This window comes from Klebsiella sp. K-3, from assembly GCF_051207495.1.
In the GTDB taxonomy this organism is placed as follows: domain Bacteria; phylum Pseudomonadota; class Gammaproteobacteria; order Enterobacterales; family Enterobacteriaceae; genus Klebsiella; species Klebsiella aerogenes.
In genome coordinates, this window is record NZ_JBPNXF010000008.1 from 1 (window position 1) to 18,638 (window position 18,638).

Annotated in this window: 16 protein-coding genes, 1 tRNA gene and 1 rRNA gene; 4 read left to right on the forward strand and 14 right to left on the reverse strand. The window is 54.0% G+C overall.

What is annotated here, in order from left to right; translation table 11 throughout:
• Positions 1–8: 8 nt before the first annotated feature.
• Both ACSEMK_RS14080 and rrf read left to right on the forward strand, forming a co-directional pair.
• Positions 9–84, forward strand: a tRNA-Thr gene (locus ACSEMK_RS14080).
• A gap of 37 nt (positions 85–121) precedes the next feature.
• A 5S ribosomal RNA gene (gene rrf / locus ACSEMK_RS14085) occupies positions 122–237 on the forward strand.
• A 576-nt stretch (positions 238–813) separates the two neighbouring features.
• Here rrf and ACSEMK_RS14090 read toward each other — a convergent pair.
• From ACSEMK_RS14090 to ACSEMK_RS14100, 3 genes are all read right to left on the reverse strand, one after another.
• Positions 814–1,035: a hypothetical protein gene (locus ACSEMK_RS14090; protein ID WP_015369447.1), complete on the reverse strand. Its 222-nt coding sequence runs from the start codon at positions 1,033–1,035 to the stop codon at positions 814–816.
• Positions 1,036–1,312: 277 nt separating this feature from the next.
• Entirely contained in the window at positions 1,313–4,423 is a 3,111-nt protein-coding gene (locus tag ACSEMK_RS14095; RefSeq protein WP_087859146.1) for an efflux RND transporter permease subunit, read from the reverse strand.
• A gap of 13 nt (positions 4,424–4,436) precedes the next feature.
• Positions 4,437–5,576 carry an efflux RND transporter periplasmic adaptor subunit gene (locus ACSEMK_RS14100; protein WP_113375052.1) on the reverse strand — a complete coding sequence of 380 codons (1,140 nt, stop codon included), beginning with the start codon at positions 5,574–5,576 and terminating at the stop codon, positions 4,437–4,439.
• Between the two features lie 356 nt (positions 5,577–5,932).
• Here ACSEMK_RS14100 and envR point away from each other — a divergent pair, with 356 nt between their 5' ends.
• On the forward strand, positions 5,933–6,589 hold the full coding sequence (gene envR / locus ACSEMK_RS14105; RefSeq protein ID WP_087859148.1) for an acrEF/envCD operon transcriptional regulator: 657 nt from the start codon (positions 5,933–5,935) through the stop codon (positions 6,587–6,589).
• Between the two features lie 85 nt (positions 6,590–6,674).
• Here envR and fis read toward each other — a convergent pair whose 3' ends face one another.
• From fis to acuI, 11 genes are all read right to left on the reverse strand, one after another.
• Positions 6,675–6,971 carry a DNA-binding transcriptional regulator Fis gene (fis, locus tag ACSEMK_RS14110; protein WP_000462905.1) on the reverse strand — a complete coding sequence of 99 codons (297 nt, stop codon included), beginning with the start codon at positions 6,969–6,971 and terminating at the stop codon, positions 6,675–6,677.
• A 24-nt stretch (positions 6,972–6,995) separates the two neighbouring features.
• Positions 6,996–7,961 carry a tRNA dihydrouridine synthase DusB gene (gene dusB, locus ACSEMK_RS14115; RefSeq protein ID WP_015369451.1) on the reverse strand — a complete coding sequence of 322 codons (966 nt, stop codon included), beginning with the start codon at positions 7,959–7,961 and terminating at the stop codon, positions 6,996–6,998.
• 358 nt (positions 7,962–8,319) lie between these two features.
• On the reverse strand, positions 8,320–9,201 hold the full coding sequence (gene prmA, locus ACSEMK_RS14120; RefSeq protein ID WP_087859164.1) for a 50S ribosomal protein L11 methyltransferase: 882 nt from the start codon (positions 9,199–9,201) through the stop codon (positions 8,320–8,322).
• Between the two features lie 11 nt (positions 9,202–9,212).
• The gene (panF, locus tag ACSEMK_RS14125; RefSeq protein WP_087859165.1) at positions 9,213–10,664 is read right to left on the reverse strand and encodes a sodium/pantothenate symporter; all 1,452 of its coding nucleotides are present in this window, start codon (positions 10,662–10,664) and stop codon (positions 9,213–9,215) included.
• On the reverse strand, positions 10,654–10,896 hold the full coding sequence (locus ACSEMK_RS14130) for a DUF997 family protein (RefSeq protein ID WP_087859166.1): 243 nt from the start codon (positions 10,894–10,896) through the stop codon (positions 10,654–10,656). Before ACSEMK_RS14130 ends, panF begins: the two co-directional genes overlap by 11 nt.
• 110 nt (positions 10,897–11,006) lie before the next feature.
• Positions 11,007–12,356 (reverse strand): acetyl-CoA carboxylase biotin carboxylase subunit, encoded by a 1,350-nt coding sequence (gene accC, locus ACSEMK_RS14135; RefSeq protein ID WP_015369455.1) that lies wholly within the window; start codon positions 12,354–12,356, stop codon positions 11,007–11,009.
• A gap of 10 nt (positions 12,357–12,366) precedes the next feature.
• On the reverse strand, positions 12,367–12,828 hold the full coding sequence (accB, locus tag ACSEMK_RS14140; RefSeq protein WP_015369456.1) for an acetyl-CoA carboxylase biotin carboxyl carrier protein: 462 nt from the start codon (positions 12,826–12,828) through the stop codon (positions 12,367–12,369).
• Positions 12,829–12,850: 22 nt separating this feature from the next.
• The gene (aroQ, locus tag ACSEMK_RS14145; RefSeq protein WP_015369457.1) at positions 12,851–13,303 is read right to left on the reverse strand and encodes a type II 3-dehydroquinate dehydratase; all 453 of its coding nucleotides are present in this window, start codon (positions 13,301–13,303) and stop codon (positions 12,851–12,853) included.
• Between the two features lie 233 nt (positions 13,304–13,536).
• Entirely contained in the window at positions 13,537–14,136 is a 600-nt protein-coding gene (msrQ, locus tag ACSEMK_RS14150; RefSeq protein ID WP_430915018.1) for a protein-methionine-sulfoxide reductase heme-binding subunit MsrQ, read from the reverse strand.
• Positions 14,136–15,137 (reverse strand): protein-methionine-sulfoxide reductase catalytic subunit MsrP, encoded by a 1,002-nt coding sequence (gene msrP / locus ACSEMK_RS14155; RefSeq protein ID WP_213795024.1) that lies wholly within the window; start codon positions 15,135–15,137, stop codon positions 14,136–14,138. Before msrP ends, msrQ begins: the two co-directional genes overlap by 1 nt.
• A gap of 77 nt (positions 15,138–15,214) precedes the next feature.
• Positions 15,215–16,189, reverse strand: a complete 975-nt coding sequence (gene acuI, locus ACSEMK_RS14160) for an acrylyl-CoA reductase (NADPH) (protein WP_430915019.1) — start codon at positions 16,187–16,189, stop codon at positions 15,215–15,217.
• A gap of 214 nt (positions 16,190–16,403) precedes the next feature.
• Here acuI and csrD point away from each other — a divergent pair, with 214 nt between their 5' ends.
• A complete protein-coding gene (gene csrD, locus ACSEMK_RS14165; protein WP_015369461.1) occupies positions 16,404–18,344 on the forward strand; it encodes an RNase E specificity factor CsrD in 1,941 nt (646 codons plus the stop codon).
• Positions 18,345–18,638: the final 294 nt, after the last annotated feature.

The following is an 18,638-nucleotide window of genomic DNA, read 5'->3' on the forward strand; positions in this document are numbered from 1 at the left end:
TTTAGCGTGCTGATATGGCTCAGTTGGTAGAGCGCACCCTTGGTAAGGGTGAGGTCCCCAGTTCGACTCTGGGTATCAGCACCACTTTTTAGGTTAAAGTTCGGCACTTGTAAAGAATTTGCCTGGCGACGAGAGCGCGGTGGTCCCACCTGACCCCATGCCGAACTCAGAAGTGAAACGCCGTAGCGCCGATGGTAGTGTGGGGTCTCCCCATGTGAGAGTAGGGAATTGCCAGGCATCAAATAAAACAAAAGGCTCAGTCGAAAGACTGGGCCTTTTGTTTTATCTGTTGTTAGTCGATGAGCGCTCTCCGGAGTAGGGACAAATCCGCCGGGAGCGGATTTGAACGTTGCGCAGCAACGGCCCGGAGGGGGGGCGGGCAGGACGCCCGCCATAAACTGCCAGGCATCAAACAAGAAGAACCCCGTACCGGAAGGTGCAGGGTTTTTTGCTGTGTGGCGTCTATCTCCCCGGTGGCGCTGCGCTTACCGGGGCTACAAAAATCGTAGCCCGAGAAAGGCGCCTCGCGCCGCCCCCGGGGAAAGCGACCATATCAATATAAATGAAAGGCCCAGTCGTGTGACCGGGCCTTTCGTTTTTGTCTTTTGCGGCCAGACGCGCCGCCAGATCCCCGGTGGCGCTACGCTTACCGGGGCTACAAAAATCGTAGCCCGGGAAAGGCGCATCGCGCCGCCCCCGGGGAAAGCGACCATATCAATATAAATGAAAGGCCCAGTCGTGTGACTGGGCCTTTTGCCTTTCAGGGGAAGCCGACAGGGATACCTCCCGGCTGAGCATTATGGCGAGGAATCGTTAACGAGTAAGCGCCACGATACCTAACGTGAGACCGGCAACCGCTGCGGCACCACCGGCGATCGCGCCAGCTGTTTCCCAGTTATCCTGTGTTGTGCCTTTTACACAGGTGTTGGTATGCACCAGTCGGCCCTGCGAGTCATAGACAGGCACGCACGGGGAATCATGGGCACAGCCAGCAAGCAACGTTGCTAACAATGTCACTAATATTAATTTTTTCATGGTATTACCTCTAAATAACCGTTTGCTGTCAACGATGTCAACACATAACGGAATAGCTTATTTTACCATCGCAATGACCCAGGCCTGGAAGGGGAAATAATCTCAAATTATGAGCAGTGTAAATATCGTGAAGAGAAATGAGAAATAATGAAGAAAATATGCAGAGGGGGATATTTCAAGGCGTTAGTCGAAGATAAAAAATTAATATTTCTACTAACTTGTTGTTCTGATAGATATAAAAAAAGGCGCCGCGTGGCGCCTTGATAATTATAGTCGATTATTCTGCGTGGCGGGTAAAGCGACGCCTTACGACCACAAAGAACACCGGCACGAAGAAGATGGCCAGCAGCGTTGCGGTAAGCATACCGCCCATCACACCGGTACCTACAGCGTTTTGCGCGCCGCTACCAGCTCCATGGCTAATCACTAATGGCATGACCCCGAGAATAAAGGCTAATGAAGTCATTAATATAGGGCGCAGACGCATACGAGATGCTTCCAGGGTCGCCTCAATAATGCCTTTGCCTTCTTTATCCATAAGATCTTTAGCGAACTCGACAATAAGAATAGCGTTCTTCGCAGATAAACCAATAGTGGTTAACAGGCCGACCTGGAAATAAACGTCATTATTCAATCCTCTAAGCGAAGCTGCTAATAATGCGCCGATAACCCCTAATGGCACAACCAGCATAACTGAGAATGGAATAGACCAGCTTTCATAGAGTGCAGCCAGGCAGAGGAAGACGACTATCAGCGAAATTGCATATAGTGCTGGCGCCTGGTTGCCTGAGAGACGCTCCTGATAGGACATGCCGGTCCAGTCATAGCCAATACCCGTAGGTAGTTTACTGGCCAGTTGCTCCATCAGCGCCATCGCTTCCCCGGTACTCTTGCCCGGAGCAGCTTCGCCGAGGATCTCCATCGAAGGCAGGCCGTTGTAACGCTCAAGGCGCGGAGAACCATATACCCAACGTGAGGTGACGAATGCAGAGAACGGTACCATTTCACCGTTAGAACTGCGGACATACATATTATTGATATCACCCGGCAGCATACGGAAGCTGGCATCGGCTTGAACGTAGACCTTTTTCACGCGGCCGCGGTCGATAAAGTCATTCACATAGTAGCCGCCAAGCGCTGCCGAGATCGTTTCGTTAATGTCGGATAGTGAAACGCCCAGCGCCTGCGCTTTCTCTTGATCGACGTCGAGCTTAAACTGCGGCGTATCCTCAAGGCCATTAGGGCGAACACGTACCAGTTGAGCCGGATGTTGTTTTACCATCCCCAGAAGCTGGTTTCGGGCCTGGGTCAACTGTGTGTGTCCTAAACCGCCCTGGTCAATCAGTTCGAAGTCGAAACCAGTCGCGGTACCTAATTCGATGATGGCCGGCATGTTGAACGGGAAGACCATCGCATCTTTAATCTGGCCAAAGGCGGCAGTGGCGCGTTTGATAATGGCTTCGACACCGTTTTCCGTACCGCTGCGCGCTTCCCACGGTTTCAGGCTAACGAAGGCCATACCGGAGTTTTGGCCCTGTCCGCTGAAGCTAAAGCCGTTAACGGTGAACACGCTTTCAACGTTAGCTTTCTCTTTCTGCAGATAGTAGTCAGTGACGGAATCAAGCACCTTCTGCGTACGCTCCTGGGTGGCGCCTGCGGGCAGTTGGATCATGGTCAGGAACACGCCCTGGTCTTCATCAGGTAAGAATGATGTCGGCAGGCGGACAAACAGTACGGCCATGCCGATAACAATCAGCAGATAGATAACCAGATAGCGCCCGGTGCCGCGCAGGATCCCGCTTACGCTGTTGGTGTAGTGGTTAACGCTTTGGTCAAACCTGGCGTTAAACCAGCCGAAGAACCCCTTTTTGCCATGATGGTCTGCGGATGCTGGTTTTAACATGGTTGCGCACAGCGCCGGGGTCAGTACCAGCGCGACCAGTACAGACAGCGCCATCGCGGAAACGATAGTGATGGAGAACTGACGATAAATCGCCCCGGTCGAGCCGCCAAAGAAGGCCATCGGGACGAATACCGCCGAGAGCACCATGGCGATACCAACCAGCGCCCCCTGGATCTGCTCCATTGATTTCTCGGTGGCTTCAACGGGGGAAAGCTTCTCCTCGACCATCACGCGCTCGACGTTCTCCACCACCACGATGGCATCGTCGACCAGTAGCCCTATCGCCAGCACCATGCCGAACATGGTTAGCGTGTTGATGGAGTAGCCGAACATCGCCAGTACCGCAAAGGTGCCCAACAAAACCACCGGCACGGCAATCGTCGGGATAAGCGTTGCACGGATGTTCTGCAGGAATAGATACATCACGAGGAAGACGAGGATAATGGCTTCAAACAGCGTTTTAACCACTTCGTGAATGGAGATTTTAACGAACGGCGTGGTGTCGTAGGGATAAACAACTTTCATCCCTTGCGGGAAGAAAGGCTGCAGCTCGGCAAGTTTCGCTTTAATCGCCGTAGCGGTATCTAACGCATTGGCGCCGGTCGCCAGTTTAATCCCCAAGCCAGAGGCGGGTTTGCCGTTAATACGGGCGACAACGTTATAGTTCTCGCCGCCCAGTTCAATACGCGCGACATCCTTTAGGCGAACCACGGAACCATCGGCGTTAACCCGCAGGGTGACTTTACCGAACTCCTCCGGATCTTTCAGGCGAGTCTGGGCAATGATCGAGGCGTTGAGCTGTTGACCTTTAACCGACGGCGTACCGCCAAGCTGCCCGGCGGCAATCTGATCGTTTTGCACCTTCAGTTGGTTGATAACATCGACCGGCGTGAGGTTATATTTATTCAGCAAGTTGCCGTCAAGCCAGATACGCATGGCATATTGCGCGCCGAACAATTGCACATCGCCCACGCCGTTAAGGCGGCTAATAGGGTCCTTGATGTTAGAGGCAACGTAGTCGGAAATATCATCCTGGGTAGTGTTTGGGTTATCAGAGATAAAACCGGCAACCAGCAGGAAGCTGCTGCTGGATTTCTCAACGCTAATACCTTGCTGTTGTACTTCCTGCGGCAGTAGCGGCGTCGCCAGCTGCAGTTTGTTCTGTACCTGTACCTGCGCGATATCCGGATCGGTGCCGGATTCGAAAGTGAGAGTGATGGTCACGCTACCGGATGAATCACTGGTAGAGGACATGTACATCAGATTATCGATACCATTCATATTCTGTTCGATAACCTGGGTAACGGTATCCTGCACGGTTTGCGCATCCGCGCCAGGATAGGTTGCCGAGATGGCTACCGCGGGCGGCGCGATCGTGGGATATTGCGCGATAGGAAGCTGCATGATGGCAAGGCCACCGGCAATCATCATGATGATTGCCAGCACCCACGCAAACACCGGTCGATGAATAAAAAACTTAGACATAGCGATTCATACCTTATTGTGCGGCAGGGGCAGCGGTATCTTCCGTCGTCTTCACGGTGATGCCCGGGCGAACCTTCTGTAATCCACTGACGATGACTTTGTCGCCGTTTTGCAGACCGCCGGTGATTAACCATTTATCGCCGATCGCCTGCGCGGCGGTGACTTCACGGTTTTCTACCTGGTTCTGCGCATTGACGATCATCACCGTGGCATCGCCGCGCGGCGTGCGGGTAACACCCTGCTGCGGTACCAGAATCGCCTGCGGATTGACGCCTTCATCGATACGGGCGCGGACAAACATGCCCGGCAGTAGAGTGTGTTGCGGATTAGGGAATACCGCGCGTAGGGTGATGGACCCGGTGCTTTCATCGACGGTCACGTCAGAAAATTGCAGCGATCCCTTCAGGGAATAGGGTTGGCCATTTTCCATAATCAGCTGCACGCTTTTACTGTCATCACCGCGCTGCAGGCTTTCCTGTTTCAGGCGCATAAAATCGTTGCTGGACTCGGTTACGTCGACATAGATCGGATCGAGCTGCTGCACCGTCGCCATGGCGTCCGCCTGGCCGTTGGTCACCAGCGCGCCTTCGGTCACGGTGGATTTACCAATCCGCCCGTCGATGGGCGAAGTCACTTTGGTGTACGCCAGGTTGATACGGGCGCTTTCGACCGCGGCTTTAGCCGCCACGACGTCGGCATCGGCCTGACGCGCGGTCGCGACGGCCTGATCGTATTCCTGCTGACTGATATACTGTGTTCCAAGCAGAGGGACATAGCGTTTCACCGTCAGATGGGCGATAGCCGCCGCGGCTTCGGCTTTCGCCTCGTCGCCTTTGGCGCTATTCCAGGCCGCCTGATAGGTGGCTGGGTCGATTTGATAGAGCGATTCACCGGCCTTGATATCGCTGCCCTCGACAAAGTTGCGTTTCAGGATAATGCCGCTGACCTGGGGGCGAACTTCAGCGACGCGAAAAGCAGAAGTTCGCCCCGGTAGTTCGGTAGTCACAGAAAGCGGTTCGCTGTGCACCACATGCACGCTAACCTGAGGCGCTTGTGGCTGTGCCTGTTGATCGCCTGAATTATCACAACCGGTAAGCAACAAGGCGGAGATAATTAAGCTGGATAAAAGAGAAACTCTGGCATGACTCGTCATTGCTGTTCCTTATAGATTACGGGCCGGATAGGGCGGCGAATCTGCGAAGAAATAATGAATATTAAAGCGGTTCGTTATCCTACAAATAAACACCGGTGGATGTAAGAAATAGTTATTTTTGAGCAATGAACAAGGCACGCAAAAACAAAAAACAGGCAGTTGGTTTAGTTCGCTTCTCTTTAATATTGCTTTCGTGAATGTGTTTTGTATTTATATTTGCCGTGTGTATTATATTTCCTCGAAATTAAATATTCGTATCTGCATTTTTGCTAAATAATATTTTCTTTGGAATGCTAAATTGACAGATGTATCAGTCAATTCTGTATTCACCGTTAGGTTGCGAGTGGGAAAAGGTTATGGCCAGAAAAACCAAAGAGGACGCATTAAGAACGCGTCAACTCCTGATTGAGTCCGCTATTCAGCAGTTCGCACAGCGCGGCGTCACCAATACCACTCTCACTGATATCGCCGACGCCGCTGGCGTCACGCGTGGGGCGGTGTACTGGCATTTTTCCAGCAAGGCTGAATTGTTTAATGAGATGTGGCAACAGCAACCGCCGCTCAGAGAGTTACTGCCTCATCAGCAGTGGGAACTGGATAACCAAAATCCGTTAACCGGGTTACGTAAAAAATTTATTACCGGATTGCAATATATCGCTGAGAATCCCCGGCAGCAGGCACTATTACAGATTCTTTATCATAAATGTGAGTTCGCCAGCGATATGTTACCGGAAACGGAAATCCGCAAGCGAATTGGCTTTAATTACGCGATAGTCCGTGACGTACTACTATGCTGTGTCAGAAACAGACTATTACCAGCGGAAACAAATATCGAAATTACGTTGATTATATTACACGGGGCTTTTACAGGAATTATTAAAAACTGGTTAATGGATCCTGAACAATTCAATCTCTATCAGCAGGCTCCCGTGCTGGTAGACAATATTATGTCGGCGTTATCGTTGCAGCAACCTGACCATAGCGGGTGGCCGATGGCTGCCGTGGGGCAGTAATTCAGTATAAAAACTCAGGCCATAAAAAAAGGCGCTTCCCCATGCCGAAGAGCGCCTTTTTAATCCAGCAATTCACTGATTAATATCAGTTCATGCCGTATTTTTTCAGTTTCTTACGCAGAGTACCGCGGTTGATACCCATCATCAGGGCAGCGCGGGTCTGATTACCACGGGTGTATTGCATCACCATGTCCAACAGTGGCTGTTCAACTTCAGCCAATACCAGCTCATACAGATCATTAACATCCTGACCATTCAGTTGAGCAAAATAGTTCTTCAGTGCCTGTTTAACCGAGTCACGCAGGGGCTTTTGAGTTACCTGATCCTGAGAGTTAACGGTAGAAACGGTCAGTACGTCAGAATTTACGCGTTGTTCGAACATAGTTCTGTCAGCTCTTTATTTCTATTACGCAAAATTTTCGAAGTATGCCTCCAACGCCTCCAGCTGTTCGCTGGCATCCTCAATGGCGTTGAATGTGCGCCGAAACTGGTCATTTGGAGCATGCTCCTGGAGATACCAGGAGACGTGTTTACGCGCGATTCGGTACCCTTTTGCCTGACCGTAAAAGTCATGCAGTTCCCGAACGTGCGCGCAAAGCAAGCGCTTAACCTCTGCCAACGGCAGGGGGGGCAGCAACTCCCCAGTGTCCAGATAATGCTGGATTTCCCGAAAGATCCAGGGTCTTCCCTGAGCCGCACGGCCTATCATGAGAGCGTCAGCCCCCGTGTAGTCGAGCACGGCTCTGGCTTTAAGCGGGTCAGTAATGTCGCCATTCGCGATAATCGGAATGGAAACTTTCTGCTTAACTGCCCGAATACTGTCGTATTCAGCTTCTCCGTTAAACAAGCAGGCGCGAGTGCGTCCGTGAATAGTCAGAGCCTGAATGCCACATTCTTCAGCCAGTTGGGCAATCTCTACACAGTTACGGTGTTCCGGTTCCCAACCGGTGCGAATCTTGAGAGTCACCGGAACGTCCACTGCCTTGACGACCGCGGTCAGGATTGACTTCACCTGATCGGGATACTGCAAGAGGGCTGAACCAGCGAGCTTACGATTCACCTTTTTAGCCGGGCACCCCATATTGATATCAATAATCTGGGCGCCGCTTTCCACGTTAATACGGGCGGCCGCGGCCATCTCTTCCGGTACGCTACCGGCGATTTGCACGGTACGAATACCGGGCTCATCAATGTGCACCATCCGTAACCGGGACTTGTCGCTCTCCCATACCTGCGGGTTGGAGGACATCATCTCGGAGACGGTTAAACCTGCTCCCATCTCGTAACACAGCGTCCTGAATGGTCTGTCAGTGATGCCAGCCATAGGTGCTGCGATCAGGCGATTTCTGAGCTGGTGGTGTCCGATGCGCATGAGTTAAGAAATGACCATACTGTGACTGCAAGGCGGCGTATATTACGCATTTTTTGCGCGAGATGAAAGGCCAAACTTTGACCAATCCTCTGTTACAGATCAATGAATCCAGGAGTAACGTAATAGCCGTGAATAAATTATCATATTAATCATTACGTTATTAACAACGGGATAATTTGTGTCCAATTATAAAATCACAAAACTTCTCGATTTTTCTGAGATGAAGGCGATACGAGACGGGATAAAACGCTGTTTTTGTAGCCAAAAAAGGGCATCGTAATGCGATCCGGCTCTCATTTCCTGGCAATATTCGACGGTTACTGGAAACAAAAATGCGGCCCGTAGGCCGCAGTCTCACTTAATTTTTCCGGCCGGTAATCCGGCACCACTCCTCTTTCTCCACCACCGGGTCAAGGGTGAAGAGCGGAGCGTAGGCTTCGCAGACGCTTTCCGCCTGGCTTGCCAGGATTCCGGAAAGGCCCAGCAGGCCGCCTGTAACCGGCAGCACGCTGATTAACGGGGCCAGCTCACGCAATGGGCCCGCCAGGATGTTTGCGACCACCACATCGGCTTTCATGGCTTCTGGCTGATCCTGCGGCAGATAAAGTTCAAGACGTTCGGAGACGCCGTTGCGCTGGGCATTATCACGACTGGCCTGAATGGCCTGCGGATCGATATCAATACCGATAGCTTTGGCGGCGCCGAGCTTCAGCGCGGCGATGGCCAGGATGCCGGAACCGCAGCCAAAATCGATAACCGTTTTGCCCTGCAGATCGAGGCCGTCGAGCCACTGCAGACACATCGCGGTCGTCGGGTGAGTGCCGGTACCAAATGCCAGTCCAGGATCAAGCATCACGTTGACCGCATTCTCATCAGGAACATCGCGCCAGCTCGGGCAAATCCACAGTCGTTCGCCAAAACGCATCGGGTGGAAGTTATCCATCCACTCACGTTCCCAGTCTTTATCTTCCAGTTGTTCAATTTTATGCGCGAAGCCGGCGCCGAGCAGCGGATGCTGCTCAAGGATAGCAACCGCTTCGTTCATGTCGCTTTCCGCATCGAACAGGCCGATAACGTCGGTATCTCCCCATAAACGGGTTTCACCCGGCAGCGGCTCGAACACCGGCGTGTCGTGGGTGTCCTGGAAGGTAATCGAGACCGCGCCGGCCTCCATCAGCGCGTCGCTCAGTTCTTCCGCGTGAGCGCCGGTCGTATTCAGTTTTAGTTGGATCCAAGGCATGGCAAAACTCTTTATTTATCAGTAGTCATAATAGGGGCTGGTGGTACGGGTTGACCGAAGCGGTTCCCGACGACAAAAGCCAACAAACTTAGCAGCAGCGAGGGCACGATAGGGTGGAAGCCCAGGTACTGAATATTAAACGTCGCGAGCACGGCATACAGTACGCCGCCGACTAACATCGCGCTGAGCGCGCCGGCAGCATTTGCCCGCTCCCAGTAAAGGCCCAATACCAGCGGCCATAAGAACACCGCTTCCAGGCCGCCAAAGGCCAGCAGATTAAGCCAGATAATCATTTCCGGCGGCCGCCAGGCGGCCAGCATCATGAGTATGCCCAGCACTAAAGTGGCGATCGTTGAGATCCGCTTCAGCTTCTGCTCATTACGCTTTTTCGTCGGCTGAGCGCTGAGCCATAGATCTTTAATGATCGTAGCCGATGCCTGCAGTAAATGGGCGTTAACGTTAGACATAATCGCGGCCATCGGCGCCGCTAAAAACAGCCCAGCGGCCCACGGCGGCAGCACCTGAACCATTAACGTCGGGATCACCTGATCGGGCACGGTGAGGCCCGGCAGGACGGCGCGGCCAAGAGCGCCGGCGAGATGCATACCGAACATCAGTATCGCTACTACGATAGTGCCAATAACGATCCCGCGGTGTACGGCCTTACTGTCTTTATAAGAGATACAGCGTACGGCGGTATGCGGCAAGCCGATGACGCCGAAACAGACCAGCACCCAAAACGAGGTCATAAAGGTTGGCGTGAGGATATCATCCGCGCCGTGGGGCGATACCAGCTGCGGATCGATTTGCTGGAGCGTGTCTACCGCCTGATGCAGGCCGCCGGCGGCATGGACGACGCCAACCAGCAGGACGATCGTTCCGATCAACATCACCATCCCCTGCATCGTATCGTTGAGTACGCTGGCGCGGAAGCCGCCAAAAGCGGTGTAGAGCGCAATCGTGATGCCAAATATCAGTAGTCCGGTTTCGTACTTGATCCCGGCGGCGGTTTCCAGCAGGCGCGCGCCGCCGATAAACTGCACCGCGATGGCCCCAACAAAGGCCACCAGCAGACTGACGCTGGCAATCCATACCACCGCGCGGCTTTGGTAGCGCGCCTGCAACATATCGTTAAGGGTAATGGCGTTGTAGCGGCGCGCCAGGATCGCGAACTTCTTGCCGAGGATCCCGAGAGAAAGCCAGATAGTCGGTACCTGGATCATCGCCAGCAGTACCCAGCCCAGCCCATATTTGTACGCGGCGCCGGGGCCGCCGATAAACGAGCTGGCGCTAATATAGGTAGCGGTGAGGGTCATGGCTAATACAAAACCGCCCATCGATCGGCTGCCGAGGAAGTACTCGCTAAGGAAGTTCCCGGTACTGCGTTTACGCATCGCGTAAAGAGATAGCCCGAAGACCACAAACAGATAAGCGATCAGCACCACGATAATCTCAAGCTGCATCGTTATCCTCCAGAGAGATATCACGGAAGATAAAGCGCACCATCGCCCAGCACAGCAGGATGAACAGCAGCGGCACCAGCAGGCAGGCCAGTTCGAACCAGTGCGGCAGGCCGGTAAAGCCGATACCGACGCCCGGTAAATAGGCCGCAGCCAGCCAGGCGGCAAGATAGAGAAGGGTCAGCCACAGCGCCCAGCGCGCTTCTTTATGGGCCTGAACAAATCTTTTGTCCATTTTTTGTCCCTTGAGGATGAAGAAAGCGGGGATTGTACCGCATGGAAAAGTCGAGGGGAGAGAAAAAGAAAAAAGGCCGGATTATCCGGCCTTTTGCTGCGAGTACAGGATTATTTTTCCTGCAGTCCGAGTTTTTTCTCCAGATAGTGGATATTGGTGCCACCATGCTGGAAGTTCTCGTCGCTCATAATGCGCATCTGCAGCTCAACGTTGGTTTTGATGCCATCGATGATCAGTTCCTGCAGCGCATTCTTCATGCGGGCAATCGCCACATCACGGCTTTCGCCGTAGCAGATCAGTTTGCCGATCATTGAGTCATAGTACGGCGGTACGGTGTAACCGGCGTAGATATGAGACTCCCAGCGCACGCCAAAACCGCCCGGCGCGTGGAAGCGGGTAATTTTACCCGGGCTCGGCAGGAAGGTGTTCGGGTCTTCGGCGTTGATACGGCATTCTACCGCATGGCCGCGAACCTGCACTTCTTCTTGCTTGATAGACAGCGGCTGACCCGCCGCGATGCGCAGCTGTTCTTTGATCAGGTCAACGCCGGTGATCATTTCGGTAACCGGGTGTTCTACCTGGATACGGGTGTTCATCTCAATGAAGTAGAACTCGCCGTTTTCGAACAGGAACTCAAAAGTACCCGCTCCGCGGTAGCCGATATCCACACAGGCTTTCGCGCAACGTTCGCCGATGTAGCGACGCAGTTCCGGGGTAATGCCCGGCGCCGGCGCTTCTTCGACGACTTTCTGGTGACGACGCTGCATGGAGCAGTCGCGTTCCGCCAGATAGATAGCGTTGCCCTGGCCATCCGCCAGCACCTGAATCTCGATGTGACGAGGATTTTCCAGGTACTTCTCCATATAGACCATGTCGTTGTTGAAAGCCGCTTTCGCTTCCGCTTTGGTCATGGAGATGGATTGCGCCAGTTCAGCGTCGCTGCGCACGACGCGCATGCCGCGACCGCCGCCGCCGCCGGAGGCTTTGATGATAACCGGATAGCCGATACGTTTGGCATGCGCGCGGTTAGCGTCCATGTCGTCGCCCAGCGGGCCATCAGAACCTGGAACAGTCGGGACGCCAGCTTTCTTCATCGCGGTGATAGCGGACACTTTGTCGCCCATCAGGCGGATGGTGTCGGCTTTCGGGCCGATGAAGATGAAACCGGAACGTTCAACCTGCTCGGCAAAGTTAGCGTTCTCGGAGAGGAAACCGTAACCCGGGTGAATCGCTACCGCGCCGGTGATTTCCGCCGCACTGATGATAGCCGGGATGTTCAGATAGCTTTTTACGGACGGAGCCGGGCCGATGCAGACCGTCTCATCCGCTAATAATACGTGTTTTAAATCGCGATCCGCGGTGGAGTGCACAGCAACGGTCTTGATGCCCAGTTCTTTACAGGCACGCAGGATGCGCAGTGCGATCTCGCCACGGTTAGCGATGACAATTTTATCCAGCATGTTCGCCTCGTTACTCGATGACAACCAGCGGCTCGTCGAATTCTACAGGTTGGCCGCTTTCGATCAGAATGGCTTTAACCACGCCGGCTTTGTCGGCTTCGATCTGGTTCATCATTTTCATCGCTTCTACGATGCACAGGGTGTCGCCCACGTTAACTTTCTGACCGACTTCCACAAAGGCTTTCGCGTCCGGGCTCGGGGTGCGGTAGAAAGTACCGACCATCGGGGAACGTACGATGTGACCACTGATTTCCGCTTTCGCTTCAGCGGCAGGTGCTGCTGCCGGCGCTGCGGCGGCTGGCGCCTGAGGCTGGGCGATTGGCGCAGCATAGGCTTGCTGCATTACCGGATAGCTAGCAGCAGGCGCTGCACGGCTGATGCGTACAGACTCTTCGCCTTCAGAAATTTCCAGTTCGGAGATGCCTGATTCTTCAACCAGCTCGATCAGTTTTTTAATCTTACGAATATCCATGAGTGGGTTCCGTACTCTTTGTTTAGTGTGTTTGTGACAGGCGTTTGACCGCCGTCTGTAAAGCGTATGAATAGCCGTCCGCACCTAATCCGCAGATTACGCCCGAGGCGACATCAGACAGATACGAGTGGTGACGGAACGGCTCGCGCGCATGCACGTTGCTCAGGTGGATCTCGATAAACGGGATACTCACGGCAAGCAGCGCGTCGCGGATGGCCACGCTGGTATGCGTAAACGCGGCCGGATTGATCAGGATATAGTCCACAGAGTCTTTAGCCTGATGAATTCGGTCGATGAGCGCGAACTCCGCATTGGATTGCAGGTGGTCGAGCGTCACGTTTAGCGCTTCCGCTTCTGCGGTTAAACGGTTAACAATTTCTGCCAGCGTTAGCGAACCGTACTTCTCGGGTTCACGGCTGCCGAGCATATTAAGGTTTGGTCCGTTCAAAAGCAAAATGCGAAACTTGTCAGCCATTGTGCAGCTATCTCCTGCTAACCTCGGGTAAAAAACAAAATATACCTTCGATACGCGCTTGTCACCTTTTCAGGGTTCGAAAACCCCTTCAGGAAAACCAAAGTCGCACATTATAACGATTTCGTAGCAATTGGCAGCTAAATACTGGTCTTATCAGGGAAGATTATCAACCGCTATCGTAAAAAGAGTCGCGGTTGATAAACGTTCTGCGGGGAACTGCACATATCCGGAGATTAGCGCCACCACTGGCGAAACTTCTTGTAGCGGCTGGCTAAAAGTACTATTGCCAGTCCGGTATAAATCAGCGGCTGCGGCGATAAAATCTTCACCGACCACAGATAATGAATAGGGGCGAGGATCGCCACCAGATAGACGAAGTTGTGCAATGTTTGCCAACGTCGGCCTAATTTTCGTTGCATGTACTGGGTTGACGTCGCCGCCAGCGCCAGTAAAACCAGCCAACTGATTAAACCAAGCGTGAGATACGGACGGTTGATTATCTCGGAACCGAGCAGCGCCAGATTGTTAATGCCTAGCTCCAGCAACGTATAACTGGTGAGGTGCAACGTGGCCCAGGCAAAGCACCATAACCCTAATAACCGGCGGGTGCGTATCAATAATGGCTGTTTAGCGTAACGCGCCAGCGGCGTAATAAGCAAGGTGGCAAGCAAAAACTTCAGCGCCATCCGTCCGGTAAAATGCTGGATATCCTTTGCCGGATCGGCGCTGAAATAGCCCTGATGTCCGGCCCAGAACAGCCAGACCAGCGGTAAAAAACCGGCTAAATGCAGCACGACTTTCAGCCAGCCTATCTGTTTAACGCTCAGGTGCACTAGAAATTCTCCCGTAAGTTAAGCCCTCGATACAGCGACGCGACTTCCTCGGCATAGCCATTAAACAGCAACGTCGGCTGGCGTTTTACATCGAGTACGCCACCGGCGCCGATAAACCGCTCGCTGGCCTGCGACCAGCGCGGATGATCGACGTGCGGGTTCACATTGGCATAGAAACCGTATTCATCCGGCGCCGCCAGATTCCAGGTGGTCGGCGGCCGCTCGCGGGTTAATTCGATGCTTACGATAGATTTAATCCCTTTAAATCCATACTTCCACGGCACGGTCAGTCGGATGGGCGCGCCGTTTTGCGGCGGCAGCGCTTTCCCATAGACGCCAACGCTCATCAACGTGAGCGGGTGCATTGCTTCATCAAGGCGCAACCCTTCGACATAGGGATAGGCCAGGCCGCCGCCGATGAAGCGATCTTTTTGTCCCGGCATTTGTTCCGGCGCATACAGCGTTTTGAAAGCGACGTAGCGGGCGTTGCTGGTGGGCTCCACCAGCGCGAGCAGTTTATGCAGCGGGAAGCCGACCCACGGCACGACCATCGACCAGGCCTCTACGCAGCGCATACGATAAATACGCTCTTCCAGCGGGAAACGATGGGTCAGGTCGTCGTGATCGAGCGTCAGGGGTTTGGCGACTTCGCCGCCGATGGTAAGCGTCCAGGGGTCAGTGCGCAGGCTGCCTGCGTTAGCGGCCGGATCGGCTTTATCAAGGCCGAATTCATAAAAGTTATTGTAGCCGGCGACTTTATCTTCCGGGGTGAGGGCGAGCTTATTTTGCCATGCTGCGGGTTTATCGAAGGTCAGCGCCTTTCCGGCGGGCGCTGGCGGGCGGTCATGGCCTTTAAACCAATCGAGCAGGTCGGCGTGGGCCTTCGTTGAGAGCGACATCGCCGTCGCGCCGATACCGAGCATTTTCAGCACCTGGCGGCGCTGCAGGTTAAATACCGATTCCGCCGTTACGTCGGCTTCCGTCAGTTTTCTGGTTTTCATGGCGTCCTCCGTCATACTTTTTCCTAAGCATGACGGAGGCGCAGCGCGATCGCGAATATGTCACGAAAAATTGCAGATTAGCCGATTTTGACCAGCGTACGTCCCTGGATCTGGTTGTTCATGATTTTGTCGGCAAAGGCCGGGGCATCCGCCAGACTGATTTCGGTCGCGCTTTGCGCGTAAAAAGACTCAGGCAGATCGCGCACCAGCCGGCGCCATGCTTCTGCGCGGCGCGCAGGCGGAGTCATTACCGAATCGACGCCCTGCAGGCGTACATTGCGCAGGATAAATGGCATCACGGTGGTCGGCAGCGCGAAACCGCCCGCCAGGCCGCAGGCCGCGACGCAGCCGCCGTAATTCATCTGCGCCAGTACTTTAGCCAGCACTTTATCGCCGACGGTATCGATAGCACCCGCCCAGATTTGTTTTTCCAGCGGACGGCTCTCAGCGAACTCGTCGCGGCCTAAAATACGCTGCGCGCCGAGGCTTTTCAGATAGTCATGGGTGCTTTCGCGCCCGGACACCGCCGCCACCTGATAACCCAGATGATGCAGCAGAGCGACTGCCGTGCTGCCGACGCCGCCGCTGGCGCCTGTTACGACGATCTCGCCATCCTGCGGTCGCACCCCGGCGTCTTCCAGCGCCATCACGCATAGCATAGCGGTAAAACCTGCGGTACCGATGGCCATCGCTTTGCGTCCGTCGAGACCTTCAGGCATGGCCACCAGCCATTCGCCTTTGACACGGGCGCGCTCGGCCAGGCCGCCCCAATGGTTTTCTCCCACGCCCCAACCGGTGAGTAACACCTGTTGGCCAACGTGAAAACGCGGATCTTCGCTGGCATGGACGGTACCGGCAAAATCGATACCAGGAATCATCGGAAAGTTGCGGATAATTTTTCCTTTGCCGGTAATGGCCAGGGCATCTTTATAATTGAGGCTCGACCAGTGAATATCGACAGTCACATCGCCTGGCGGCAGCAGGTTGGCATCGATGTTTTGCACCGAGGAAAGGGTTTTGCCATCCTGCTGTTCTAAGATTAAAGCCTGCATATGTGGTTCCTCGCGGTTTGAAGATTGGAAAAATTATTCTGCAGACTATACTCGCTAACGGCATTATTACGTGGATGTAACGCAATAAATTGCCAGATACGCCAGCTTTGGTAGTATGCGTCGCTTCAGAAAGTTAGTACTTACTTAAGTAAAAGTCTTAAAAGGGGCCCGAATGCCCATCGGGTAGTTATTCACACGCGGAGTTAACACAGGGATGCGATTAACGACGAAATTCTCAGCATTTGTTACGCTGCTCACCAGCCTGACGATTTTTGTCACGCTTATCGGCGCGTCGCTGAGCTTTTACAACGGCATTCAGATTAAAGTTGAGAATCGCGTGCAGGCGGTGGCGACGATGTTGGATAGCCGCCTGGTGACCACCTCTTTTGAGAAGCTCGAACCGCAAATGGACGAGCTGCTCACGCCGGTAGAAGTCGAACATATTGATTTTCTGCTCAACGGCAAATCGCTTTACAGCCATACCCGCGGCGACAGTTACCGTCCGCTGGGCAGTAACAACCAGTATCGTGAAATGACGGTACCCTCGCTCAAACATCCCGGAATTTCGATTCGTCTGGTCTACATGGACCCGATGGTCAATTACTTCCGTTCGCTTCACGTCACCGCGCCGCTCTCCTTCGCCATCGGCTTCATGGTGTTGATTATCTTCTTTTCGATTCGCTGGATCCGCCGTCAGCTGGCGGGACAGGAGCTACTGGAGCTGCGCGCGCGGCGCATTCTCAGCGGCGAGCGCGGGCCGCAGGTGCGCGGTTCGGTTCATGAATGGCCGGCCAGTACCAGCAGCGCGCTGGATATGCTGCTCTCTGAGCTGCAGTTCGCCAGCGATCAGCGCAGCCGCATGGATACCCTGATTCGCTCCTACGCCGCCCAGGATTCCAAAACCGGCCTTAACAACCGCCTGTTCTTTGATAATCAACTGGCGACGCTGCTGGACGATCAGGAAAAGGTGGGGGCGCACGGTATTGTGATGATGATTCGCCTGCCGGAGTTTGATCTGCTGCGCGATAACTGGGGACGGGCGGCGGCGGAAGAACATTACTTCACGCTAATTAATTTGCTGTCTACTTTTATTATGCGCTATCCCGGCTCGCTACTGGCGCGCTATCACCGTAGCGACTTCGCCGTCTTATTGCCGCATCGCACTTTAAAAGAGGCTGATAGTATTGCCGGGCAGTTGCTGAAGGCGATGGATGCGCTGCCGTCAACGCGGGTGCTGGATAAAGACGACACGATGCATATCGGCATCTGTGCGTTCCGCAGCGGCCAGTCCACCTCTCAGGTGATGGAACATGCTGAAGCCGCCACCCGCAACGCCGTGCTGCAGGGGAGTAATAGCTGGGCGGTTTACGATGATTCGCTGCCGGAGAAGGGGCGTGGCAACGTGCGCTGGCGAACGCTTATCGAGCAGATGCTCAGCCGCGGCGGCCCGCGCTTGTATCAGAAACCGGCGGTCATGCGCGATGGGCGGGTACATCACCGCGAGCTCATGTGCCGCATCTATGACGGTAAAGAAGAGGTGATTGCCGCCGAGTATATGCCGATGGTGCAGCAGTTCGGTTTAGCGGAGGAGTACGATCGCCTACAGATTACGCGTTTGCTGCCGTTATTAAGTTATTGGCCGGATCAAACGCTGGCGCTACAGGTGACCGTGGAGTCGCTGATTCGCCCGCGTTTCCAGCGCTGGCTGCGCGATACCATGATGCAGTGCGAAAAATCGCAACGTCGGCGGATTATTTTTGAACTTGCAGAGGCGGATGTTTGTCAATATATCGGCCGTTTACACCCGGTTATGCGGTTGATAAACGCGCTGGGCATTCGCGTCGCTGTGGTTCAGGCCGGGTTGACGCTGGTTGGCACCAGTTGGATCAAGCAGCTGGACGTGGAAGTGATCAAGCTGCATCAAGGGCTATCGCGCAATATTGAAAAACGCAGCGAGAACCAGTTACTGGTTCAAAGTCTGGTGGAGGCCTGTAAAGGGATGCCGGTACAGGTTTTTGCGACGGGAGTCCGCAGTCGCAGCGAGTGGCAGGTGCTGTCGCAATGCGGCGTGACCGGCGGTCAGGGGGAATTTTTTGCCGCCTCACAGCCACTTGACACAAATGTGAAAAAATATTCGCAAAGATACTCTGTTTGATCTGCCGTTTGGCGTGATTTCACGTAGAATAACGCGCGCCATAGTAAAGGGGGTGTGCTTGTCTACCCGCCGGAATGTCGCAACTTACGCAAGACTGACCTTTGACAGGTACAAACAGAGCACGGAGCGCAGCTGATTTATTCAGCGCCGAAGGGACTTCGTAAATGTTTGTAACAAAGGAAATGAACTGCACTAATTTTCACCGTAGCAGATGATTTTTGCGCCTTGTCGCTGCTGCGTGTGGTTGGTAAAGTAAGCGGATTTTGTTTTCCGCCCCAGCTTTCAGGATTATCC